Source organism: Nocardia sp. GCM10030253, from assembly GCF_042675075.1.
Taxonomy (GTDB): Bacteria; Actinomycetota; Actinomycetes; order Mycobacteriales; family Mycobacteriaceae; genus Nocardia.
This window is the reverse complement of the sequence record NZ_JBHTDL010000006.1, coordinates 732,761-756,472: the sequence shown is the minus strand read 5'-3', so window position 1 is coordinate 756,472 and position 23,712 is coordinate 732,761. Positions and strand designations below refer to the sequence as shown.

General features: G+C 67.0%; 21 protein-coding genes. 19 read left to right on the top strand and 2 right to left on the bottom strand.

From position 1 onward, the window contains the following. Window positions 1-176: 176 nt before the first annotated feature. From ACFQZZ_RS15650 to ACFQZZ_RS15630, 5 genes are all read left to right on the top strand, one after another. Window positions 177-1,001: an alpha/beta fold hydrolase gene (locus ACFQZZ_RS15650; RefSeq protein WP_378680207.1), complete on the top strand. Its 825-nt coding sequence runs from the start codon at window positions 177-179 to the stop codon at window positions 999-1,001. Between the two features lie 10 nt (window positions 1,002-1,011). Then, a complete protein-coding gene (locus tag ACFQZZ_RS15645; RefSeq protein WP_378680205.1) occupies window positions 1,012-1,815 on the top strand; it encodes an alpha/beta fold hydrolase in 804 nt (267 codons plus the stop codon). A gap of 257 nt (window positions 1,816-2,072) precedes the next feature. Next, a complete protein-coding gene (gene hrcA / locus ACFQZZ_RS15640; RefSeq protein WP_378680201.1) occupies window positions 2,073-3,104 on the top strand; it encodes a heat-inducible transcriptional repressor HrcA in 1,032 nt (343 codons plus the stop codon). A 105-nt stretch (window positions 3,105-3,209) separates the two neighbouring features. Beyond that, window positions 3,210-4,358, top strand: a complete 1,149-nt coding sequence (gene dnaJ / locus ACFQZZ_RS15635; protein WP_378680198.1) for a molecular chaperone DnaJ — start codon at window positions 3,210-3,212, stop codon at window positions 4,356-4,358. Window positions 4,359-4,361: 3 nt separating this feature from the next. Continuing rightward, window positions 4,362-5,102 (top strand): 16S rRNA (uracil(1498)-N(3))-methyltransferase, encoded by a 741-nt coding sequence (locus ACFQZZ_RS15630; protein WP_378680196.1) that lies wholly within the window; start codon window positions 4,362-4,364, stop codon window positions 5,100-5,102. On the opposite strand, the gene ACFQZZ_RS15625 is transcribed toward ACFQZZ_RS15630, so the two are convergent. Further along, the gene (locus ACFQZZ_RS15625; protein ID WP_378680193.1) at window positions 5,076-6,311 is read right to left on the bottom strand and encodes an MFS transporter; all 1,236 of its coding nucleotides are present in this window, start codon (window positions 6,309-6,311) and stop codon (window positions 5,076-5,078) included. The two genes, ACFQZZ_RS15630 and ACFQZZ_RS15625, sit on opposite strands and share 27 nt — an antisense overlap. A gap of 98 nt (window positions 6,312-6,409) precedes the next feature. On the opposite strand from ACFQZZ_RS15625, the gene ACFQZZ_RS15620 reads away from it, so the two are divergent. The 12 genes from ACFQZZ_RS15620 (at window position 6,410) to ACFQZZ_RS15565 (ending at window position 20,579) form a co-directional block, all read left to right on the top strand. Then, the gene (locus tag ACFQZZ_RS15620; protein WP_378680190.1) at window positions 6,410-7,315 is read left to right on the top strand and encodes a LysR family transcriptional regulator; all 906 of its coding nucleotides are present in this window, start codon (window positions 6,410-6,412) and stop codon (window positions 7,313-7,315) included. 154 nt (window positions 7,316-7,469) lie between these two features. Further along, complete coding sequence (locus ACFQZZ_RS15615; protein WP_378680571.1) at window positions 7,470-8,531, top strand: PhoH family protein; 1,062 nt, start codon at window positions 7,470-7,472, stop codon at window positions 8,529-8,531. Between the two features lie 122 nt (window positions 8,532-8,653). Then, entirely contained in the window at window positions 8,654-9,208 is a 555-nt protein-coding gene (ybeY, locus tag ACFQZZ_RS15610) for an rRNA maturation RNase YbeY (RefSeq protein WP_378680187.1), read from the top strand. Further along, the gene (locus ACFQZZ_RS15605) at window positions 9,205-10,566 is read left to right on the top strand and encodes a hemolysin family protein (RefSeq protein WP_378680184.1); all 1,362 of its coding nucleotides are present in this window, start codon (window positions 9,205-9,207) and stop codon (window positions 10,564-10,566) included. Before ybeY ends, ACFQZZ_RS15605 begins: the two co-directional genes overlap by 4 nt. Continuing rightward, the gene (locus tag ACFQZZ_RS15600; protein WP_378680181.1) at window positions 10,559-10,918 is read left to right on the top strand and encodes a cytidine deaminase; all 360 of its coding nucleotides are present in this window, start codon (window positions 10,559-10,561) and stop codon (window positions 10,916-10,918) included. Before ACFQZZ_RS15605 ends, ACFQZZ_RS15600 begins: the two co-directional genes overlap by 8 nt. Beyond that, a complete protein-coding gene (era, locus tag ACFQZZ_RS15595) occupies window positions 10,911-11,810 on the top strand; it encodes a GTPase Era (RefSeq protein ID WP_378680178.1) in 900 nt (299 codons plus the stop codon). The genes ACFQZZ_RS15600 and era overlap by 8 nt, the downstream gene beginning before the upstream one ends. Before the next feature lie 196 nt (window positions 11,811-12,006). Then, window positions 12,007-13,494: a serine/threonine-protein kinase gene (locus ACFQZZ_RS15590; RefSeq protein WP_378680175.1), complete on the top strand. Its 1,488-nt coding sequence runs from the start codon at window positions 12,007-12,009 to the stop codon at window positions 13,492-13,494. Between the two features lie 12 nt (window positions 13,495-13,506). Further along, on the top strand, window positions 13,507-14,763 hold the full coding sequence (locus ACFQZZ_RS15585; RefSeq protein ID WP_378680171.1) for a hypothetical protein: 1,257 nt from the start codon (window positions 13,507-13,509) through the stop codon (window positions 14,761-14,763). Beyond that, complete coding sequence (locus tag ACFQZZ_RS15580; protein WP_378680169.1) at window positions 14,760-16,283, top strand: serine/threonine-protein kinase; 1,524 nt, start codon at window positions 14,760-14,762, stop codon at window positions 16,281-16,283. The genes ACFQZZ_RS15585 and ACFQZZ_RS15580 overlap by 4 nt, the downstream gene beginning before the upstream one ends. 24 nt (window positions 16,284-16,307) lie before the next feature. Further along, on the top strand, window positions 16,308-17,804 hold the full coding sequence (locus ACFQZZ_RS15575) for a serine/threonine-protein kinase (protein WP_378680166.1): 1,497 nt from the start codon (window positions 16,308-16,310) through the stop codon (window positions 17,802-17,804). Then, window positions 17,791-19,035, top strand: coding sequence for a hypothetical protein (locus ACFQZZ_RS15570; RefSeq protein ID WP_378680163.1), 1,245 nt, complete (start codon window positions 17,791-17,793; stop codon window positions 19,033-19,035). Before ACFQZZ_RS15575 ends, ACFQZZ_RS15570 begins: the two co-directional genes overlap by 14 nt. A 5-nt stretch (window positions 19,036-19,040) precedes the next feature. Beyond that, window positions 19,041-20,579 (top strand): serine/threonine-protein kinase, encoded by a 1,539-nt coding sequence (locus tag ACFQZZ_RS15565; RefSeq protein WP_378680160.1) that lies wholly within the window; start codon window positions 19,041-19,043, stop codon window positions 20,577-20,579. A 20-nt stretch (window positions 20,580-20,599) separates the two neighbouring features. On the opposite strand, the gene ACFQZZ_RS15560 is transcribed toward ACFQZZ_RS15565, so the two are convergent. Further along, entirely contained in the window at window positions 20,600-22,057 is a 1,458-nt protein-coding gene (locus tag ACFQZZ_RS15560; protein WP_378680158.1) for an amidase, read from the bottom strand. A 181-nt stretch (window positions 22,058-22,238) separates the two neighbouring features. On the opposite strand from ACFQZZ_RS15560, the gene ACFQZZ_RS15555 reads away from it, so the two are divergent. Both ACFQZZ_RS15555 and ACFQZZ_RS15550 read left to right on the top strand, forming a co-directional pair. After that, window positions 22,239-23,105: an alpha/beta fold hydrolase gene (locus ACFQZZ_RS15555; RefSeq protein WP_378680155.1), complete on the top strand. Its 867-nt coding sequence runs from the start codon at window positions 22,239-22,241 to the stop codon at window positions 23,103-23,105. Then, complete coding sequence (locus ACFQZZ_RS15550; protein ID WP_378680152.1) at window positions 23,092-23,694, top strand: TetR/AcrR family transcriptional regulator; 603 nt, start codon at window positions 23,092-23,094, stop codon at window positions 23,692-23,694. The genes ACFQZZ_RS15555 and ACFQZZ_RS15550 overlap by 14 nt, the downstream gene beginning before the upstream one ends. Window positions 23,695-23,712: the final 18 nt, after the last annotated feature.

The following is a 23,712-nucleotide window of genomic DNA, read 5'->3' as shown; positions in this document are numbered from 1 at the left end:
GGATCGTGCACACTGAGTCCGTTTTCGCGGTGCGCAGGACCCTACGCTGTCAAACAGGCGTCGACCTGCGTTGATTCCCGTGCCGGTATCGCGCTGGACTTCCTGACCAAGAACGGCTTGTCCGGTCGGGTCGAGGTCTGAATCCCTATTCCAACCCCACCAACAGGAGGACAACCATGCCTGCGATCACCACGTCCGATGGTGTCGAGATCTTCTACAAGGACTGGGGATCAGGCCGCCCCGTGGTGTTCAGCCACGGGTGGCCGCTCAACGGCGACGCCTGGGACAACCAGCTGAATCTCGTCGCGAACAACGGCTACCGGGCCATCGCGCACGACCGTCGCGGGCACGGCCGCTCCAGCCAGGTCTGGGATGGTCACGACATGGATCACTACGCCGACGATCTCGCCGCGCTCATCGAGGAGCTGGATCTGACCGATATCGTCCTGGTCGGCCACTCGACCGGAGGCGGCGAGATCACCCGATACATGGCACGGCACGGCACCGGCCGGGTGGCCAAAGCTGTTCTGCTCGGCGCGGTTCCGCCGCTGATGGTGCGGACCGAAGCCAATCCGGAAGGCACTCCGCTTGCCGCCTTCGACGACATTCGGGCCGGTGTCACCGCGGACCGCTCGCAGTTCTATCAAGATCTGAGCGTTCCCTTCTTCGGCGCGAACCGCGAGGGCGCGACGGTGTCGCAGGGTCTGCGCGACAGCTTCTGGCTGGCGGGCATGCAGGTCGGGATCAAGGGTGCGCTCGACTGCGTCAAGGCGTTCTCGGAGACCGATTTCACCGAGGATCTACGAGGTATCCAGGTACCGGTGCTGGTCGCACACGGTGATGACGACCAGATCGTGCCGATCGCGGCGTCAGGCGCGAAATCGGTGAAGCTGCTGCCCAACGGTCGGTTGCAGACCTACCCTGGTGCACCGCACGGATTGTGTGGCGCGTTCGAACAGACCTTCAATGCCGACCTGCTCGATTTCCTCGAAAACGGATAGGTGGGAACCGATGAACATCGCCCGTAGCCTGCGCGCCGGTCTGGTCGCGCTGACTGTCGCTCTCACGCCCGTCCTGGCGACCGCACCCGCGACCGCCGCGCCACTGCCGACGATCGTGCTGGTGCACGGCGCGTTCGCCGACACGACGAGCTGGGACGGTGTCGCGTCCCTGTTGCGCGCTCGTGGCTATCAGGTGGTGACACCGGACAACCCGTTGCGCGGCCCCGCCAACGACGCCGCGGCCGTGCAGCGGACCCTGGACACCATCTCGGGACCTGTGGTGCTCGCTGGACATTCGTATGGCGGGTTCGTCATCAGCAATGTGCACGACCCGAAGGTCGAATCGCTGGTCTACATCGCGGCCTTCGCGCCGGTGCAATCGGAGATCGCCCAACTCGCGCTGGATCCGATCCGCTTTCCAGGCAGCCGATTGCTGCCGCCGGTGCTGCAGGTCAAGGTCGTTGACGACCCCCAGGGCATCGCGGGCAAGAACATCGACGGTTACGTCGCGCCCGCCAGCTTCCATGAAGTCTTCGCCCAAGATGTCAGTGACGCGACTGCCGCCGACATGCTCGCCCACCAGCGTTCGATCGCCGTGGCCGCGAACCTCGAACCGTCCGGTCCGCCGTCCTGGGCCTCGACACCGAGTTGGTTCCTGGTCTCCGGCGGTGATCGCATCATCCCGCCTGCGTCCCAACGGTTCATGGCGAACCGGATGGGTGCTCGTACCAGCGAAATCGACGCGGCCCACGCATCGTTGGTCTCTCGCCCCGACGAAGTAGCGGCCGTCGTCGAAGCGGCCGCCGCCCGCTGAGCCTGGATAGGGAGTCAAGCGTGGCACACCGTGGCGAGGTTTCCGCCGCGGTGTGCCACTCTGCTCCGTCGGACAACGCTCCGTCGAAAGGCGATATGCGCTGCTGGAAGTGGTCGACACCGGTCGCGCCGGTGTCCCCAGGTGCGTGAACGGGCGCTCGGCGGCCTGGCAATTAGACTGGGTAAACAGCGAACCGGAATTCCGGCCGTGCCATCAGTGCGGGGCGTACCCGTGGACGAAGCGAGGAGGTGGGGCCGATGTCGAGCACCGAGGATCGGCGCTTCGAGGTCCTGCGCGCCATCGTCGCGGACTATGTCGCGACCAAGGAGCCGATCGGCTCCAAGACCCTGGTGGAGCGGCACAATCTGGGTGTGTCCAGCGCGACGGTCCGCAACGATATGGCGGTGCTGGAGGCCGAGGGCTACATCACCCAGCCGCACACCAGCTCGGGCCGCATCCCCACCGACAAGGGCTACCGGCAGTTCGTCGACCGGATCTCCGAGGTGAAACCACTATCGGGGGCCGAGCGTCGGGCGATCATGGACTTCTTGGAGTCGGGGGTCGACCTCGACGACGTGCTGCGCCGCGGTGTGCGCCTGCTTGCCCAGCTGACCAGGCAGGTCGCGGTGGTGCAATACCCGACGGTGTCCGCGTCCACGGTGCGTCATATCGAAGTCGTGGCGCTGAACCCCGCTCGGTTGCTGCTCGTTGTGATCACCGACACCGGGCGCGTCGATCAGCGTCTGGTGGAACTGGGCGCCCTCATCGGTGACGACGACCTGGCCGCACTGCGCGGCATGCTCGGTGGCGCGATGGACGGTAAGCGGCTGTCCGTGGCGTCGGCGGCGGTGGCCGAACTGCCTGAGCGGGCGCCGCAGCGGCTGCGAGACGTGCTGGTGCGAGTGTCGACCGTGCTGGTCGAGACGCTGGTGGAACATCCGGAGGAGCGCCTCGTCCTAGGCGGTACCGCCAACCTGACTCGCAATGCCGCGGACTTCGGTTTCCCCGGCTCGCTGCGCGCGGTGCTGGAGGCGCTCGAGGAGCAGGTGATCGTGCTCAAGCTGCTGGCCGCCGCGCAGCACCCCGGTACCGTGACGGTGCGCATCGGTGAGGAGACCCAGGTCGAGCAGATGCGCGGAACCTCGGTAGTGTCGACCGGCTACGGTGCGGCCGGCGCGGTGCTCGGCGGTATGGGTGTGCTCGGTCCGACACGGATGGACTATCCGGGAACGATCGCCTCGGTCGCCGCCGTTGCTCGGTATATCGGTGAGGTTCTGGCCGAGCGCTGAGGGGATCGGCGTCCGTCGACGGCGCTGCTACCCTCGAAATTTCGGCCGGATAAAGTTGAGTCCATCCGACTAATGCTGTTGCAAACCAAGGACTAGAGAACTCAAGTGGCACGGGACTACTACGGACTGCTCGGCGTCGCGAAGAACGCGACCGACCAGGAGATCAAACGCGCCTATCGCAAGCTGGCGCGCGAACTGCATCCCGACGTCAACCCCGACGAGGTGGCGCAGGCCAAGTTCAAGGAAGTGTCGGCGGCCTATGAGGTGCTGTCGGACTCCGAGAAGCGGCGCATCGTCGACATGGGTGGTGACCCGCTCGAGTCAGGCGGTGGTGGCGGCTACTCCGGCGCCGGTTTCGGTGGTCTCGGCGACGTGTTCGAGGCGTTCTTCGGTGGGATGAGCGGGTCAGGCAACGCACGCAAGCCGCGCGGCCGCGTGCAGCCCGGCGCCGATTCGCTGCTGCGGACCAGGTTGAGCCTCGCCGAATGCGCGGTCGGTGTCACCAAGCACCTGACCGTGGACACCGCCATCCTCTGCGACGTGTGCACGGGTGCGGGCACCAACGGCAATTCCAAGCCGGTGCGCTGCGAAACCTGTGGCGGTGCGGGTGAAGTGCAGTCCGTCCAGCGCTCGTTCCTCGGTCAGGTGCTGACCTCGCGTCCGTGCCCGACCTGTCGCGGCGCGGGCGAGACGATCCCCGATCCGTGCCACAAGTGCGGTGGCGACGGCCGCGTGCGGGCGCGCCGCGAAATCGCCGCGCCGATTCCGGCCGGTGTCGCCAACGGCATGCGGGTGCGGTTGGCCGCGCAAGGCGAGGTCGGTCCCGGCGGCGGGCACGCGGGCGATCTGTACGTAGAGATCGTCGAGCAGCCGCACGATGTCTTCGTCCGCGACAGCGACGACCTGCACTGCACCGTTCGGTTGCCGATGGTCGACGCGGCGCTCGGCACCACCGTGGTCATCGACACCATCCTGGACGGCCCCACCGAGCTCACCATCCCGGCGGGCACCCAACCCGGCGAGATATCGGTGCTGCGCGGCCACGGCATGCCGCGCCTGCGCTCGGGCGCGCGCGGCGACCTGCTCGCACACCTCGACATCGTGGTGCCGACCAAGCTCGACGCCAAGCAGACCGACCTGCTGCGCAAGTACAAGGGCACTCGCGAGCGGGAGCGCGCCGAGGTGATGTCGGCTCAGTCCGAGCACAACAGCGGCCTGTTCGCCCGGTTGCGGGCGTCCTTCAGCGGGCGATAGTCGTTGGCCGCCACGGTCTTCTACCTCGACGACATCCCGGAACCGGGTTCGATCGCGGTACTAGACGGCCCGGAGGGACGGCACGCCGCCACGGTGCGCCGGACCCGGGTCGGTGAGCCGATCACCCTCTCCGACGGCCGTGGCCTGCTCGCCGAATCGGAAGTCGTTGCGGCACAAAAGGACCGACTCGAGCTGAAGGTGCACAATCGAGTGCTGGCCGCACCGGCGTCGCCGCGCGTGACCGTCGTGCAGGCGCTGCCGAAATCGGACCGCTCCGAGCTGGCGGTCGAGCTGATGACCGAAGCGGGCGTCGACTCGATCATCCCGTGGCAGGCATCTCGCTGCATCGCCAACTGGGAAGGCAAGGCGGGCAAGGCCGTCGATAAATGGCGCGCCGCCGCCCGCACGGCCGCGCGCCAATCTCGCCGGGCGTACATCCCCGAGGTCGCCGACCTCCACCGCACCCGCGACGTCCTCGACGCGATTCGCACGGTGGTGGAGTCGGGCGGAATCGTGGTGGCACTGCACGAATCCGGCGTCGCCCGCTTCGTCGAGTTGCCCTTCGCCGGGGCCGCCGAGATCATGCTGATCGTCGGCCCCGAGGGCGGCCTGGTCGATTCCGAACTCACCACATTCGCCGACGCTGGAGCCGCGGTAACCCTGCTCGGCCCGACCGTCCTGCGCACCTCCACCGCCGCCGCCGTTGCGCTAGGCGCCCTAGGCGCCCTGACGCCCCGCTGGTAGTTGTGATGGCTTGGTTGCCCGGGGTGACCGGGTTGCCAAGGTGTACACCAGGACTGCGGCGAGAGCGATGAGTGCGGCGACGCAACCGGCCAGGCCGATCCAGCCGCACTCGGCGTAGGCGAAGCCTGCCGCGCCGCCGATGATGGCGCTGCCCAGGTAGTAGGAGAACAGGTACAGCGATGATGCTGCGCCTCGGTTTTCGGCCGCCATGGTGCCGACCCAGGCGCTCGCCACGGTGTGTGCACCGAAAAAGCCTGCGGTGCAGAGTAATACGCCCAGGATGACGGTGAACATGTGGTTGGGGATGGTCAGCACGAGCCCGAAGCCCATGGTGGCCACCGACGCGGCGAGCACCCGGTGCCTGCCGAGGTGATCGGCCGATCGTCCCGCGGCCGCCGAGGCCGCGGTTCCCGCGAGATACAGCAGGAAAACCAATCCCGTTACGGTTGCGGGCAATTCGAATGGTGGTTGCGTCAGGCGGTAGCCGAGGAAGTTGTAGACCGAGACGAAGCCGCCCATCAGGACGAAGGCAAGGCCGAAGAGCGCGAGTAGACCGGGGTGCCGCAGGGGAGTGCCGAGATCGCCGAGGACGGTACGGATTCCGGCGGGGCGGGCGACGAAGCCGCGGGAGGGTGGCAGCCCGCGCACGAACCAGATGGTGCAGGCGGCCGCTGCCACCGAAACAGCGGCTTCGGCCGAGCGCCAGGAGACCAGGTCGAGTGTGAAGGCGGGGATCAGCCGACCGGCCAGCCCGCCGATTGTCGTGCCCGCGACGTAGACGCCCATGGCGGCGCCGAGCCCTTCGGTCCCGATCTCCTCTGACAAATAGGCCATCGCGACCGCGGGCACTCCGGCCAGCGCGACACCCTGTAGCGCGCGCCCGGCGAGCAGCACATCGAGCGATGGGCTGAATGGAAGCAGTAGGCCGATGACGGCCGAGGTGACGGCGGAGCCGATCATCACCCGGGTCCGGCCGATCCGCGATGACAGCGCGCTCACCGGGACGATGGCCAGCGCGAGAAACCCGGTGGTGAGCGAAACCGCGAGCGCCGCGCGCGCGGGCGTGGCGCCGAACGCGCTGGACAGGCTCGGCAACAAGGCCTGAGCGCTGTACATCGACGCGAAGGTCGTCAGCCCCGCGGCGAACAATGCGGTGGTGATCCGGCGCTCGTGCGACGTTTCGGTGGCGGATACCGCGGTCGTGGTCATGGCTCCTCCTCGAGTCCAGGATTGCCACCCACCCTTATAAAGGGAAATGAATAATAATGAGCCTGTTGATGCATTCGGTGCATATAGGGAGGCGGGCCGTGCTTGGTGAGGATCTGGAGTGGTTTACGACACTCGCCGAATTGGAGCGGGTGGGCGTCGCCGCCGAGCGGCTGCACATCGCGCAGCCCACACTGTCGCGCATGCTCGGCCGGCTCGAACGCAGGCTGGGTGTGGAATTGTTCGACCGCAACGGAAAACGCATCGCGCTCAACGATTTCGGTCGGATCTATTACGAGCACGCGCGCCGCGCCCGCGCCGAGCTCGATGCTGCGGCGCACGCCATTGCCGATCTGGCCAACCCGGCGAAAGGCGTTGTGCGACTTTCTTTTCTGCATTCCTTCGGCGGCTGGTTGGTGCCGCAGCTTATCGGCGGATTTCGCCGTAATTCCGGCCGTGTCACTGTCACCCTGCATCAGGCGGCCGCGGAGGTAGTGACCGCGCAGGTGCTCGACGGCGAAGCCGATCTCGGCATTGTCTCGCCGCGTCCGACCGAAGCCGGTATCGGCTGGCGCAGTCTGCTACATCAACCGTTGGTGCTGGCCGTACCGGCCGACCACCGGCTGGCAGGGCGTCGGCAGGTCCGGCTCGCCGACGTCGCCGACTCGGAGTTCATCACGATGCATCCTGGCTTCGGCATGCGTCGAATCTTCGACGAAATGTGTGCCGCGGCTGATCTCCGTCCCCGCATCGCGTTCGAGTCGAGCGATCTCGTCACCGTCGCGGGTTTGGTGGCCGCTGGCCTCGGCGTCGCGGTACTGCCGCTCGAGGATCCGGCTCCGCTGCCGGGGCTGGTTGCCCTGCCGTTGGCCGACACGGGCTCGGCCCGGGATGTCGGGCTGATCTGGTCGGCGGCGGGCCCGACCTCGGATGCGGTGCGACGGTTCCGTGATTTCGCCGAGGATTGGGCCGTGCGCAGGCGGGGAATCCCATTACCACGGCGGTAATCGGGTGCCCTGTGGTAGCGGCTTATTCACTGTGTGTTGTCAGTGGGGCGCGTTAAACTTTCATCAAACAAAGCAGTCGAGACCGGAAAGCAGGCTGTAGCCACTTTTGAGAACACAAGGCGAGATCGGCGACCCATCCACATCCACGGCAGGCATCGGTGCCGGTGACGACGGTACGGGTCCCGCAGCACGCACCGTGCGTTCCAGCATCGAACTCGCTCCAGAATCCGTGTTCCCGTTCCTCGGTTCGGCTGATCAGAACCTGCGTGAACTCGAGCGGCTGCTGGATGCGGACATCCACGTTCGCGGCAACTCCGTGACCCTCACCGGCAAAGCGGCCGATGTCGCGCTCGCTGAGCGGGTCATCGACCAACTCATCGCGCTGACCGGCCGCAATCGGGTGGTAACACCGGAGGCGGTGCGGCACACCTTCTCGATGCTCACCGAGGGCGCCTCGGAGTCGCCCGCGGAGGTGCTGAGCCTGGACATTCTGTCCCGGCGCGGCAAGACGATTCGGCCCAAGACACTCAACCAGAAACGCTACGTCGACGCGATCGATGCCAACACCGTCGTGTTCGGCATCGGTCCCGCCGGTACCGGCAAGACGTATCTGGCGATGGCCAAGGCCGTGCAGGCGTTGCAGACCAAGCAGGTCAACCGGATCATTCTCACCCGTCCCGCGGTGGAGGCAGGCGAGCGTCTTGGCTTCCTGCCCGGCACGCTCAACGAGAAGATCGACCCGTACCTGCGCCCGCTCTACGACGCACTGCACGACATGATGGATCCGGAGGCCATTCCGAAGTTGATGGCGGCCGGTGTTATCGAGGTCGCCCCGCTGGCATACATGCGCGGTCGCACGCTGAACGACGCTTTCATCATTCTGGACGAGGCGCAGAACACCACGGCCGAGCAGATGAAGATGTTCCTCACCCGCCTCGGCTTCGGCTCGAAGATCGTGGTGACCGGTGACGTCACCCAGGTCGACCTGCCGGGTGGCGCCCGCTCCGGCCTGCGGATGGCCAGCGAAATCCTCACCGAGATCGACGATATCCACTTCGCGACGCTCACCAGCAGCGACGTGGTGCGGCACCGGTTGGTCGCGGACATCGTGGACGCCTACGGTCGGTTCGAGGAAGAGAACAGGCCACAGGTCGCTCCGCACTATGCGGGCAACCGGGCGCAGCGCCGCGCCGCGGGCCGCAACGATCGGCGATAGTCAGCGCACAACGGCCGACGCCACCTCGACGAGGCGGCGTCGGCCTTCTTGTCGGCCGTGATTTCGATGCGCCACGCAGCCTCCGGTCCGATCTCACAACCGCCGGGCCGTAGTCTTATCGGGTGAGTATCGAGATCGCCAACGAATCGGGTATGGACGTACCCGAAGAAGACCTCGTCAGTGTCGCGCGCTTCGCCATCGCCCAAATGGACGTGCATCCGGCGGCCGAGCTGTCGATGGTGCTCGTCGATCTCGACACCATGGCGGACCTGCACATGCGCTGGATGGACCTACCGGGTCCGACCGACGTGATGTCGTTCCCGATGGACGAGCTGGAGCCGGGCGGACGCCCCGACAGCCCGGAACCCGGTCCCTCCATGCTCGGCGACATCGTGCTGTGCCCCGAGTTCGCGGCGGGCCAGGCCCGTAAGGCGGGTCATTCGCTCGATCACGAACTCGCGCTGCTCACGGTGCACGGCGTGCTCCACCTGCTCGGCTATGACCATGCCGAGCCGGAGGAGGAGAAGGAGATGTTCGCGCTGCAGGCCCGACTGCTCGAGGAGTGGTACGAGAGCCTGCGCGAGGAGCAGCGCCGCGCCGAACTCGCCGCCCGCGACGCCAGGTTGCTGGGGAAGGCGGGTTTCACCACACCGGGTGACACGCTGGGCCCCGCGTGAATTCGCTGACCCTCATCCTGTTGGCAGTCCTGCTGGTTCCGGTGGGCGGCGTATTCGCCGCCGTGGACGCGGCGCTGAATACCGTCTCACCCGCCCGGCTCGACGATATGGTTCGCGTCGAACGGGCCGGCGCGGTCCGGCTGAGCCGGATCGTGTCCGACCGGCCCCGGTACGTGAATCTCCTTGTGCTGCTTCGTATCCTGTGCGAGATCAGCGCGACGGTGCTGCTCGCGGCGGCGTTGATCCCGCTGTGGCAGGACGATTGGGCGCTGCTGTTCACCGCCGTCGTGATGGTGCTTGTCGACTACGTCGTGATCGGGGTAGGGCCACGCACGCTCGGTCGCCAGCACGCGTACTCCATCGCCTTGGCCGCGGCGCTGCCCTTGCAGTTCATCGGCGCCCTGCTCGGCCCGGTGAGCAGGCTGCTGATTCTGCTCGGCAATGCGATCACGCCGGGTAAGGGATTTCGCAATGGCCCCTTCGCCTCCGAGATCGAACTGCGCGAGGTGGTCGAGATGGCCTCCGAGCGTGGCGTGGTGGCCGACGACGAACGCCGGATGATCCAGTCCGTCTTCGAACTCGGCGACACCCCGGCCCGCGCGGTGATGGTGCCGCGCACCGAGATGGTCTGGATCGAGGCCGATAAGACCGCGGCCCAAGCGATGTCGCTCGCGGTGCGCAGTGGGCACTCCCGTATTCCGGTGATCGGCGAGAACGTCGACGACATTCTCGGCGTGGTGTACCTGAAAGACCTTGTGCCGTACGCGGATCGGAGCAAGAAGGTGCATGTGCTCGATGCGATGCGCCCGGCAGTTTTCATGCCGGACTCCAAGCCGCTCGACAGCCTGCTCGACGAGATGCAGCGCAGACGCAACCATATGGCGCTGCTGGTCGACGAATACGGCGGTATCGCTGGGTTGGTGACCATCGAGGACGTGCTGGAGGAGATTGTCGGCGAGATCGCCGATGAATACGACACCGACGAGACCCCGCCCATCGAAGACCTCGGCGAGGGCCGGTACCGGGTGTCGGCTCGGCTGTCGGTGGACGACCTCGCCGAGCTCTACGGTCTGGAGATCGAGGAGGAGGACGTCGATACCGTCGGCGGCCTGCTCGCGCACGCGCTCGGCAGGGTGCCGCTGCCCGGCTCGAAGGCCGCCGCCCACGGCCTGTTGCTGCGCGGTGAGGGCGGCCCGGACGCCCGCGGTCGGGTGCGGGTGAACACCGTCGTGGTGCGCAAGGAAAAACCACCGAGCGACAAAGCCGAGACCGAGAAATCGAACGGCAGGCGCAAAGCCAACGGATCGGAGCGGGAGATCGTGCCCGATCGGGACCAGGATGGAGACAGCGATGACTGAATTGGATGCCGAGGACAGCAAACTCGTGGTTCTGGCGCGAGGTGCGTTGGGCCGCACGGGCGGCGCCAGCGGCGCGGCGATCCGCGACACCGACGGCCGGACCTACGCGGCGGGTGAGGTCGCACTGCAGTCGCTGCGGCTGACCGCACTGCAGGCCGCCGTCGCCGCCGCGATCTCCAGTGGCGCAGAGGGGTTCGAGGCGGCTGTGGTTGTCGGCGGCAGGTTCTCCGACGCCGGAGTCATGGCGGTCCGGGAAGCGTCCGCCGAGGCGCGGATCGTGTTCACCGACCGGGACGGCGCGGTCTTCGAGATCGTCGACGACGCCGACACCACCGAGGTGCACGGTGGCTGAATTCCGTTCCGGCTTCGTCTGTTTCGTCGGTCGCCCGAATACCGGCAAGTCGACGCTGACCAATGCGCTGGTCGGCTCGAAGATCGCGATCACCTCGTCGCGCCCGCAAACCACCCGGCACACCATCCGCGGCATCGTGCACCGCGAGCACGCCCAGCTGATCCTGGTCGACACCCCCGGTCTGCACCGTCCGCGCACCCTGCTCGGCCAGCGACTCAACGACCTGGTGCGCGACACCTATTCCGAGGTCGACGTCATCGCGTTGTGCATCCCGGCGGATGAGAAGATCGGCCCGGGCGACAAGTGGATCGTGGCGCAGATCAGGCAGATGGCGCCGAAGACCACCGTCCTCGGTGTGGTCACCAAGATCGACAAGGTGAGCCGCGACCAGGTTGCCGAGCAGCTGATGGCGCTCTCGAGGCTGCTCGGCCCCGACGCCGACGTAGTGCCGGTATCGGCCGTCAAGGGCGAACAGGTCGAGGTCCTCGTCGACGTCATCGCCTCGAAAATGCCTGAGGGACCGGCCTTCTACCCCGACGGCGAGCTCACCGACGAGCCCGAAGAAACCCTCATGGCCGAGCTCATCCGCGAAGCGGCACTCGAGGGCGTGCGCGACGAACTGCCGCACTCGCTGGCCGTCGTCATCGAAGAGGTGCTCCCGCGCGAGGAGAACGAGGACATGCTCGACGTCCACGCGCTGCTCTATGTCGAACGGCCCAGCCAGAAAGCCATCATCATCGGCAAGGGCGGAGCCCGCCTCAAAGAGGTGGGCACCAACGCCCGTCACCAGATCGAACACATCCTCGGCGTCCGCATCTATCTACACCTGCACGTGAAGGTAGCCAAGGACTGGCAGCGCGACCCGAAGCAGCTCGGCAAGCTAGGCTTCTGAAACACCCCGCAGCGCTGGGGGTTTGCTGAGCGCCGATCCATCTTGTCCGATGTGGCGGCGCGGGTGCGCTGCTATAGTCGGCCAGTGGTCGGCTGCTCGGTGGCGTACCCGGGGAATGGTCGGTTCTCGTCCCGTAGAGCAGCTCGATTGTGCTGCAAGTATTTCGGCAGGCTGCCGAACGCGGGAGGGAAATCTGGTGGGTGTGGTCGAGGGGCAGATCTTTGCCGGGTACCGCATAGAGGGTCGTTTGGGGATCGGGGGGATGGGCACGGTTTTTCTCGTGCAGCATCCTCGGCTGCCGCGCAAGGATGCGCTGAAGATTCTGTCCGACGCGCACGCGGACGAACCGGAATTCCGGGCCAGATTCCTGCGTGAAGCGGAGGTTGCCGCACGGCTGCAACACCCGAATCTCGTCGCCGTTCGCGATCGTGGCGAACAGGACGGGCAACTGTGGATCGCCATGCAGTACGTCGAGGGCACGGATGCGGCCGAATTGCTCCGGCGCGGATCGGGCGGTCTCGATCCGGAGCGCGCGGTGCGGATCGCCACCGAGGCGGCCAAGGGCCTGGACGAGCTGCACCGAGCGGGACTGCTGCACCGTGACGTGAAGCCTGCCAATATCCTTGTCTCAGAACAGGACGGCAGGCTCGACCGCGTGCTCGTCACGGATTTCGGCATCGCCCGTCCTGCCGACGATTCGCCGACGCTGGCGGGCTCCGGCGGGTTCTCGGCCAGTCTGGCCTATGCCGCGCCGGAGCAGATCGGCGGTGACCCGATGGATCATCGTGCCGATGTCTACTCCCTCGGCTGCACGCTCTACCAGATGCTCACCGGGGCGGTTCCTTTCCCGAGGGACAGCCCGGGTTCGATCTTGTACGCGCATCTCAACGAGCCGCCGCCGCGGCCGACGCTCACGAATCCCGAAGTGCCCGCTGGGTTCGATGCGGTGATCGCCACGGCCATGGCCAAGGACCCGGCGCGGCGGTATCCGAGCTGCGGCGCGCTGGCCGCCGCGGCGGCAGCCGCGCTGGCCGGTACCGAGCTCATCGACGGTGTCCCCGATCGAGGACACTCACCCTCCCCGCGACGGGACAGGTTGCTTGCGATCGGCGCGGCAACGATCGCCGTTGCGGCGGTAGCGGTTTCGGCACTGATCTGGATCGGTCGCAGCGGGTCCACTACGCCGTCGCCGACTCCGGCCGCGGCTCCCCCGATACGCGTGAACGCCGCCGAGTGGGGTGCGTACGCCTACGTAGTCCAGGCATTTCCCGAACTCATGCCCGCGTCGCCCGCCGCATCCGGCTATCAGGAGATCGCCAGCTGCCTTCCGATCGACGAGCGGGGGACCCCCGTTTCCTTCGATCTACCCGCGCCGAAAGCCAAATTGTTCTGCATTGGTAACAGAGACCCGGCCATGACGGTGTCCCTTGTATGCAACGCCGATCGGTCGCCCTTCCTCCCCGGACGCTACTTTGCTCGCCAGGAGGGCAATGAGGCCTGGACCAGGACCTCCGGCACGGGGCATGTGAACTGGGGCACCGACACCGGCCTCGACGGGAAACCTCAGGGCCGGTTGGAGGTGTACTTCGACGATTCGAGCCGAAGCTTCTGCGCGGTGCAGGTGATCGGCGGCGGGTCGGGTTCGGTACTGCGCAGTGATTGGTGGCCTGATGCGCCGCTGTGACGAGGTGAAGAGATGAACGCGCGCATCGGCAAGATCCGCGCCGCTGTGGCGCTCACGGCGGCCACGCTGGCTTTGGCCACCGGCTGTACCGCGCCGGGGAATCCGATACCGCGACTCCCCGACCTGAGCGCGCTCGATGTCGGCGAGTTCGGCCTCGAACCGCTCGCCGAACCGGCCAACGGCAATGAGGGGTACGGGCGAGCGCTGGAATCGGTGCGGCTGGCGGAGGTGATGGCCGATCCGCTCGAGGTGGATCCGACGCTGAAATTCTCCAGCGGAGGATTCGGCGCCACTCCGCTGCCGACTCCCGCCAAAGCTGTTGCCTTTCTGGCGGATCCAGTCCGCGCGGTGCTGCAGCGGAACGGGATGGTGGCCGGTTTCGCGGTCGGCGCCACCGACAAGGATTCTGGTCGCACTCCACCGGTAGGCAGTGCCCGCCTGCTGACCATCATGGTGTTGCGATTTCCGGACGCCGCGACCGCAACCAGGGCCGCGGAGGAGATCGATACCGTCGATGCCGCGGTGAATCCGGAGAATGTGGCGGTTGGAATTCCCGAATATCCGGCGGCACACGGGCATTGGCGTCCGAATGTGCCGACGCTCGCCGTCACGGTCGCGCACGAGTCGTTCGTCGTCAGCGTGCTCGCCGGTCTGACCGCGCCCGATCTCGGCGCACTCACCGCGGTGGCGCGCAAGGCATTCGCCGCCCAGCTGCCTCGGCTGCGCGATTTCGTCGCAACGCCCCGCGAGGAATTGGCCGCCATCCCGCTCGACCGCGACGGCATGCTCGCTCGAATGGTGCCGCATGCGCCAGGGCGATGGCCGTTTCCCGCAGTGAACTATGGGAGCGGACAGCAGGATGCGGGGTGGGATTCGGCGGTGCAGGGGACCGGTGTCGTGTACGGCCCGCGCGGCTCCCTGCTGTGGACCCCGGAGAAGAAGGCGAAGCCGGAGCTGATCGCGATCAACGGTCTCGATGTGCTCTTTCGGTTCCCGAACGTGACTGCCGCCCGCGAGAGCTTCACCGCTGTGGCGCGGAAAGACAAAGAGGATCCAAAGACCGGTGTGTCCATTCCGAGTCCGGCAGGGGTCGATGACGTCTCGTGCATTCAGGACCCGACGATGACCGAACCGGCGGTGTTTCATTTCATCTGCCGTGTTCTGTACGGCCGGTACGTCGCAACGATTTTCGGTCGGAGCTCGAAGTCGATTCAGCAGCGGGCCGCGGCACAGTACGCCCTGCTGGTGAACAGTGAGCGCGGCGAATGACCGAGATCATCACCCCCGGTTCGGTGTTCGCGGGCTACCGTATCGAGCGCGTGCTCGGCCGCGGTGGCATGGGGACCGTGTATGTGGGCGTGCACCCGAGGCTCCCGCGCATGGACGCGCTGAAGGTGCTGTCGGAGAATTTCAGTGCCGACGCGGAGTTTCGGGCACGGTTCGTCCGTGAGGCCGAACTCGCCGCTCGGCTGGAGCATCCCAATATCGTTGCGGTACACGACCAGGGTGTGGCGAACGGTCGACTGTGGATTGCGATGCAGTTCGTGGACGGGCCCGATGCCGCCGAGCTCATCCGCCGCGGTGCGGCCGAGTTGCCGCCGGAGCGGGTGCTGCACATCATCGGTGAGACCGCGCGTGGACTCGACGAGGCGCATCGGGCAGGGATGCTGCACCGGGATGTGAAACCGGCGAATATCCTGCTCGAGCCGAGGCCAGGGCAGCCGGAGCGCGTCTACGTGACGGATTTCGGGATCGCAAAGGCAGTAGGGGAAGCCACCGCGCTGACCGATGTGGGGTCGGTGCTGGCAACCCTCGCCTATACCGCACCGGAACAGCTGATGGCGCAGGCCGTCGATCATCGGGCCGATGTCTACGCGCTGGGCTGCACGCTGTACGAACTGCTGACCGGAGGGAAACCGTTCCCGCGCGCCACCGCCGTTTCGGTGATGCAGGCGCACCTCCAGGACCCTCCGCCGTGCCCGACCGCGGTGAATCCCGCGCTCCCACCGGCCATCGACAATGTGGTTGCCCGGGCGATGGCGAAGAACCCCGACGACCGATATCCCTCCTGTGGTGCGTTGGCGAACGCGGCGGCGGCCGCTCTGCGCGGCAGCGCGGACACTCCCACCTACCGAGTGAGCCGCCCGGTGCGTCGGCGGCGTCCCGTGCGCACCATCGCGGTCGCCGCAGCGGTCACCCTCGCCGCAGTGGCTTTCGTGAGTCTGTTTGTGTTGAGCCGGAATTCGGATGTAGCCGCGCCGAGCCCGAGTGCGCGAGGGACGACAAGCGCCGGGGCGGCCGCCTCGGCAACGACGGCGGCCGCCGGACCCGTGTCCTGGGGCAATTACAGCTACATAGCGCAAGCGTTGCCCGAACTCTTACCTGCTTCGCCATTCGACAGCGGCTATCAAGGCTTGCGATGTGTTGCGGCGGACAAGGACGACAATCCGGTCGATGTGAACCAGCCTGCGGCTGCGATCGGGACGATGTCGTGCACCGGGAATCGGGATCCGGTGTTGTGGATTCGGGTGGGCTGCAACGCGAATCGCAATCCGACGTACGTGCGTCCGTCCGTCGACAGTGCCCCCAGCGGCGACCAGCGATGGGAACGCGCATCCGGTCGCGGCCGGGTGCTCTGGCAGGACAGTGTCTACGCACAGGGTGGGTCGGCCGGTGTGTTGAAGATCGAATTCGAAGGTTCGACTCGAAACTTCTGTCAGGTGACCGTATTCGGCGGGAACTCGGGACAGGACCTGTACGACCGCTGGTGGCCCAGCGCGCCGTTCTAGAGCCCGAGGACGAGAGGAGACGTCGTGGATTTTGCCGAGGGCACGGTATTCGCCGGGTATCGCATCGAGCGCCGCCTTGGCGGCGATGGGATGGGCACGGTCTTTCTTGCACAGCACCCGCGGCTGCCGCGCAAGGACGCGCTGAAGGTCCTGTCCGATGTGCACTCCGGCGATGCCCGGTTTCGCGCTGCCTTCCTGCGCGAGGCCGAGGCCGCCGCTCGGTTGCAGCATCCTAATCTGGTCGCCGTTCGTGACCGGGGTGAGCAGGACGGCCTGCTGTGGATCGCGATGCAGTATGTCGACGGCGTCGATGTCGCGGAGCTGATGCGGCGTGATTCGGAGGGGCTCGATGTCGCACGTGCGGTCCACATCATCGGGGAGGCCGCGCGCGGTCTCGACGAGATCCATCGCGCGGGATTGCTGCATCGCGATCTGAAACCGGCGAGCATTCTCGTCGCCGCACAGTCCGATGGTCCGGACCGGGTGCTGGTGACCGGATTCGGAATCGCAAGGTCCGCCGATGATTCGACGACGCTTGCGGCAGGCGGTACGACAGCCACGCTTGCCTACGCCGCACCGGAGCAGATCAGCGGTGACCCGACGGACGATCGCGCAGATGTCTACGGCCTCGGTTGCACGCTCTATCAGATGCTCACCGGCTCGGTCCCGTACCCGAGGGACAGTCCGGGGGCAGTCATGTTCGCGCAGCTGAACGAGCCGCCCCCGCGACCCTCGCTCGAGAACTCCAAGGTGCCTGCGGGATTCGATGCGGTGATCGCCAAGGCGCTCGCCAAGGATCCCGCGGACAGGTATCCGAGCTGCGGCGCGCTCGGTGCGGCGGCAGCGGCGGCGCTGCACGGGGTGTACGCGGTTGCCGCCGCACCGAAGTCGGGTGCCGTCCATCCCGCGAGGTGTCGTGGTCCACTCCTCGGTGCGGCAGCAGTGGTGATTTCCCTTGTGATGGTTGTGGTTTCGGTGCTGTTGAACATGGACCGAGGCGAGCGGAGCGGCACCGCGTCGGCAGTGCCTGCCACGACCGCCCCCGATCCGTCGGCCGTGTCTTCGGCTCGATGGGGCAACCATGCCTTCGTCGTGGAGGCTCTGCGTGAGCTGCTACCCGCGACGCCCCTCGGCATCGGCTATCGGGAGCTGAACAGCTGCCGGCCTGTCGACAGCAGGGGTAAGCCCATTCCGTTCGGGGCGGCGACTCGGGTCGAGCGGCTGTCCTGTATAGGCGACCAGGATCCGATGGAGGCGTTGGACATCGAGTGCAACACCGACCGTTCGCCCATCGGACCAGGGCCTGCGGTCGAGCGGATCGAGGGGGAGGAGCGCTGGACGCGGCCCTCCGGCGCGGGCCGGCTGCAATGGGGCAACTTTACGAATATTTATGGAGATGTCTTGGGCGAGCTGGAAGTGTCATTCGAGAATCCGAATCGGAACTTCTGTCGGCTGCGCGTCGTCGGCGCCGAGTCCGGTGCTCAACTCCGCACCAAGTGGTGGGCCGATGCGCCGCTCTGACACGATTCGCGCGCTCGTAGCCGTACTGGTTGCGGCCACCGCACTCGCGGTCACGTCCGGCTGTGCGGTGCAGGGGAATCCGCTACCCGCGACGCCGGATCCGCGATCACTCGACATCGGCTCGAACAGCAGCGAACCGCTGGTCGAGCCGCGCAACGACAACGAGAGTTATGGGCGGACACTGGAATCCATCCGGATGGCCGAGGTAATGATCGATCCGGTCGAGGCCGACCCGGCCCTCGGCTTCGAAATCGTCGGCGGTATCGCTCCGCTGCCGACTCCCGCGAAAGCGACCCGATTCCTGGCGAAGCCGGTTCGCGCGGTGCTCGAACGGCATGGCATGCTCGCGGGTTTCACGGTCGGCGGCAGTGACAAGGAGGAACTCGACGCGCTGCCGATGGCGGGGCGGGCGCGCTTGCTGACGGTGTTGCTGCTGCGGTTCCCCGACGCCGCCGCGGCGCAGCAGGCGGCTCGCGAGATCGATGCGGTCGATGCCGCGGTCAGTCCCGACAATGTCGCCGTCCAGATCGCGGGCCATCCATCGGCACTCGGCCATTGGCGCCCGACCTTACCCACGCTGGCGGCCACGATCGCGCACGAGTCATTCGTCGTCACCATGCTCATCGGGCATACGTCGCCGGATCTCACCGCGCTGTCCGGACTGGCGCGTAAGGCGTTCGACGCTCAGTTACCGCGGTTGCGTGAGTTTCAGGCCACTGCGCCGGACAAGCTCGCGACCCTGCCGCTCGACCGCGATCGTATGCTCGCCAGGATGCTGCCGGAACTGCCTGGGCGATGGCCTTTTCCCGCGGTGATCACGAAGGCCTATGACAAGAATGCGGGATGGAAGGCCAGTATCGCCGTGACAGGTGTCGTATTCGGCCCGCGTGGCTCCCACCTGTGGAGCGAGCGTGGGAAGAATCTACCGATCGAACTGGTCGCGGTGAACGGACTGAACAGTCTGGTGCGGTTTGCCGACGCGCGTGCCGCCCGCACGTATATCTCGGATCACGCGAGCGTGGCGGACCCCGCGTTGCGGCCCGTGCCAGGACCCGAGGGGGTCATCGACTCGAGGTGCGCTGAACAACTCGACGTACCACCACAGCTCCCGCTGGGGTTCACCTGCGAGGTTATGTACGGTCGCTATGTCGCGCTGACTCGCGGCCGTGATCTGAAAGACGCCCATCAGCAGGCCGCGGCGCAACTCGCGTTACTGGTGAACGGCGAGTAGAGCGCATGGCTGGGATGTTGCTTCCTGGAACGGTTTTCGCCGGATACCTCATCGAGCGGAGGCTGGGCAGTGGTGGCATGGGCGCGGTATATGTAGCCAAACATCCGAGGCTGCCGCGTCGGGACGCGCTGAAAGTGCTGTCGGAGAACTTCAGTGCGGACGCGGAATTTCGGGCACGGTTCATCCGTGAGGCCGAACTGGCGGCCCGGCTCGATCATCCGAATATCGTTGCGGTGCATGACCGGGGCGTCGAGTACGGCCGACTGTGGATCGCGATGCAGTTCGTGGACGGGCCCGACGCCGCCCAGCTCATCGCCCGCGGTGCGGCCGAACGGCCGCCCGAGCGGGTGCTGCACATTGTCGGCGCGGCGGCGCGTGGTCTGGATGAGGCGCATCGGGCCGGGATGCTGCACCGAGATGTGAAACCGGCCAATGTCTTGCTCGAGCCCCGGCCTGGTCAGTCGGAACGGGTCTTCGTGACCGACTTCGGGATCGCAAGGGCCGCAGCGGAGACCACCGCGCTGACCGAAGCGGGATCGATCCTCGCGACACTTGCCTACGCCGCACCCGAACAGCTGACGGCGCAGGCGGTGGATCATCGCGCCGATGTGTATGCGCTCGGCGGGACGCTCTACGAACTTCTGACCGGCGTCAAGCCCTTCCCGCGCGATACGCCGACCGCGGTGATGCAGGCGCACCTCCAGGAACCGCCACCGAGCCCGACCTCGGTGAATCCGCTCTTCCCACCATCGATCGATGACGTGATCGCCCGCGCCATGGCGAAGAATCCCGACCATCGCTATCCCTCGTGCGGCGCCCTCGCGGCCGCGGCGTCGGCGGCCTTCGGGCTCGACCCGGATCAGGCCGCGCTCGATCCGCGGCCACCCGTTGCCGCGGGCCGCATGCGCAAGCGGGGCACGAAGTTCGCCGTCGCCGCCGGTGTCGCCCTGACGATTGTGGCGGTGGCCGCCGCGAGTGCTGTTGCGCTGACGAGGAATTCGAGCGGGACCAGGGCGCAGCAGAGTGTGGCGACGTCGACGAGCAGCACGACCGCGGCCACTCCGTCCACCAAGGCCGCCGCGGTGGCGTCGTGGGGTAGTCACAACTACATGGTCAAGGCGCTATCAGACCTGCTCCCCAAGACGCCTGCGGACAGCGGCTATCAGGGAATCCGATGCATAGCGGTCGACAAGGATCAGCGTCCGGTCGAGGTGGACCAGCCTGCCGGGCCGACAACCATACTGTCGTGCAACGGAGACCGCGACCCGGTGTCGATCCTCCGCGCGGAGTGCAGTTCCAGTCGGTCTTCCCGCGAGATCCGGCCGTACGCCAATGCTCCCGTCGGTGGCGATCAGCAGTGGGAACGCCCATCCGGCCGGGGCAGGATGATCTGGCAGGACGTCATCGACCCCGTCGGTCGGTCCGCGGGGGCGCTGCAGATCGGGTTTCAAGGTGGCGGCCGAGCATTCTGTGAGCTGCGGGTATTCGGCGGTACCTCCGGTCAGGATCTCGTCGACCGCTGGTGGCGGGACGCACCCCTCTAGTGCCGGGCGACAGGTCGGTTTCACCACCACAGATCGGGACGGTGCCGGTCCCAGCGCAGTTCTGATTCCAGTTGGGCCGCAACGGAAACGAGCATCGGCTCCGAGTTCGCGGTGCCCATCAGCTGGGCGCCGACGGGCAGGCCTGCGTCGGTGAAGCCCGCGGGGACGTTCACGCTCGGCCAGCCGAGGACGTTCCATGGCCAGGTGTAGGGGCAGGCGGCGGTGATGAGGTTGTTGGTGGCGTTCACACCGATGCCGTCGATTTCTTCGGCGCGGGGTGGTGGCGTTGCGGTGGTCGGGGCGAGGACGAGGTCGAAGTCGCGGAAGAAGCCACCGATTTGCTTGTGCAGCAACGGTTCCGCCTGACGGGCCGCGAACAGGGCCGGTCCGCTGAGTAGTTGGCCGAAGCGGACGTTGGCGCTGGTGCGTGAGTCGACGACAGCGCCTGGCATCTTGTCGTGCCGTTCCCGGATGCCCGCCATCGAGCGTGGCAGGAAGGTGGCGCCGATCATGACGCCGTAGTTCACGTCGGCGACGGTGACCGAATGGCCGAGCCCGCGCAGCGCGGTTGCGATGCCGTGTACGGCGGCTTCGACCTCGGGGTGCAGCGCAGTCTTGGTGGCGGTGAAGGGAATGCGCAGCGACAGCGCGATGCGCAGCCGTCCGGGATCGCGGCCGACCGCGTCGGAGACCTGCAGTGGGGCTGGGGTGTGCTTATCGCCGGAATGCGGGCCTGCGGCGAGGTCGAGCAGCAGTGCGGCATCGGCGACGGTGCGGGCGAGTGGACCGTTCACCGTGAGCCCGTAGAACGCTTCGGCCTCCGGCCAGGTGGAGATTCGGCCGCGCTGCGGCTTGATGCCGACGAGGTTTGTCCACGAGGCGGGGATCCGAATCGAGCCCGCGCCATCGGAACCCAGTGCGGCGGGCACCAATCCGGCGGCGACCGCGGCCGACGAACCGCCGGAGGAGCCGCCGGGCGTGTGCGCGGCGCTCCACGGGTTGCGGGTGTGCCCGAAGGCGGCGCCGCTGGTGAAGGGCAGCTGTCCGAGTTCGCAGGTGTTGGTCTTCCCGACGATCACCGCGCCGGCCGCGCGCAGTCGTCGAACCGATTCGGCGTCTTCGGTTTTCGGCGTGAAGTCGCCACCGCAACCGAATGCCGTCGGCGTACCGGCGATATCGGTGTCGTCCTTCACCGCGATCGGCACGCCGAGCAACGGAAGTCGTTCGCCCGCGGCCAGCCGCCGATCCGCCTCGGCCGCTTCGGCGAGCGCCGCTTCGCGCCGCACGATGCGAAAGGCGTTGAGTGTCTTCTGGCTTGCTTCGATGCGCTCGAGGACCGAGCCGACCGCCGCGGCGGAACTGACGGTGCCCCGTGCGATCGCGGCCGCGAGGTCGGCGAGTCCGAGGTCGCCGATCGGCGACCGGTCGGCCCAGCGGGCAGTCTCCGGCGGTAGTGGGGTGTGGTCAGATACCGCCATGTGAGCTCCGTCTCCTCGTTCTCCAGATGTGCACCGTAGCGCGCATCTGGTCAACCGTCCACATCGTCGCGGTCTGTTGGATCTACGTGCGCACAAGGCTGAAGGTTCGCACCGATTCTATAGACATACATACCGTATGTATGTAACAGTGGGCGGGTACCGCGAGCACCTTGGAGGAACCATGGGAACCAGTACGTCACTCGGCCGCATGCATGAGGTAGATCTGCCCGGCGGCCGCATCCGATACCACGACACGGGGGCGGGAGCGCCGGTTGTTTTCGTGCACGGACTCTTGGTCAATGCCGATCTGTGGCGCAAGGTCGTCCCGGCCATCGCGGCCGCGGGCTATCGCTGCCTGACGCCGGATCTGCCGCTCGGCTCGCATTCGATCCCGGTCCCCGATGCGGACCTCACCCCGACAGGCGTCGCCGATCTCATCGCGGCCTTCCTGCAACAGCTCGATCTCACCGACGTCACCATCGTCGCCAACGACACCGGCGGCGCGATCACCCAGGTGTTGCTGACCCGCAAACCCGATCGCATCGGCCGCGTCGTGCTCGCCTCCGTCGACAGCTACGAGGGCTTTCTGCCGCAGCCGTTCACCGCGCTGCCCCTGCTCGCCCGCATCCCGGGTTCGATACGCCCGCTGACCGAAGCCATGCGGATCCGGGCATTGCACCGGCTGCCGCTGGCCTTCGGCTGGGTGGCAAAACGCCCCGTCCCGCCCGAGATCGCCGACTCCTACCTGCTGCCGAGCCGCAACTCGGCCGCCATCCGAAAAGACCTGCGCCGGTTCCTGAAGAGCGTGCACCGCCGCTACACACTCGAGGCTGCCGCCCACTTCCCTTCGATCGAGATTCCGGTGCTGATCGCCTGGGCGCGCGAGGACAAGATCTTCCCCGTCTCGTTCGCCGAACGCCTGGCCGAGGACCTCCCCAACGCCACCCTGCGGCTCATCGACGACTCCTACACCTTCCTGCCCGAAGATCAGCCCGAGTTGCTCACCGAAACGATTCTGGAGTTCACTCGGCTGCATGCCACGCCGTAGCCAGGAGGATCGCTCCCGCACCACGAAAGCCGCGCTGGAGCGGGCAGGCCGCCGCCTGTTCGCCGAGCGCGGCTTCGCTGCTACATCGGCGGAGGAACTGGTCACCGAGGCGGGCGTCACCCGAGGTGCGCTCCACCACCATTACGGTGACAAACGCGGCCTGTTTCTTACGGTGCTGGAGCAACTCGAGATCGAGAACACCGCCGAGATCGAAAACGCCATCGGCGCGGTAGGCACCGACGACGTAATGACCTCCATGGCGATCGGCCTTGGTGTCTTCTTGGAAATCTGCCAGCGCCCCGACATGATCCGGATCGCCCTGTTCGACGCCCCCGCGGTGCTCGGCTGGCAGGCCTGGCGCGAATTCGAAGCCCGCCACGGACTCGGCCTGATCATCTCCGAGCTGGAACGCGCCCGCGCCGAAGGCCTGATCCCCGACGTCTCGATCCCCGTGCTCGCCCAACTGATCCTCAGCGCCGTCAGCGAGGCAGGCCTGATCGTCGCCCACGCCACCGACAAGGACGCCGCCCGCACCCGAGCTCAGCAATCCCTGATGCTCCTGGTCGGCGGTCTGGTCCAGAACGGGTAGCCGCCGCCGACCGGGCCA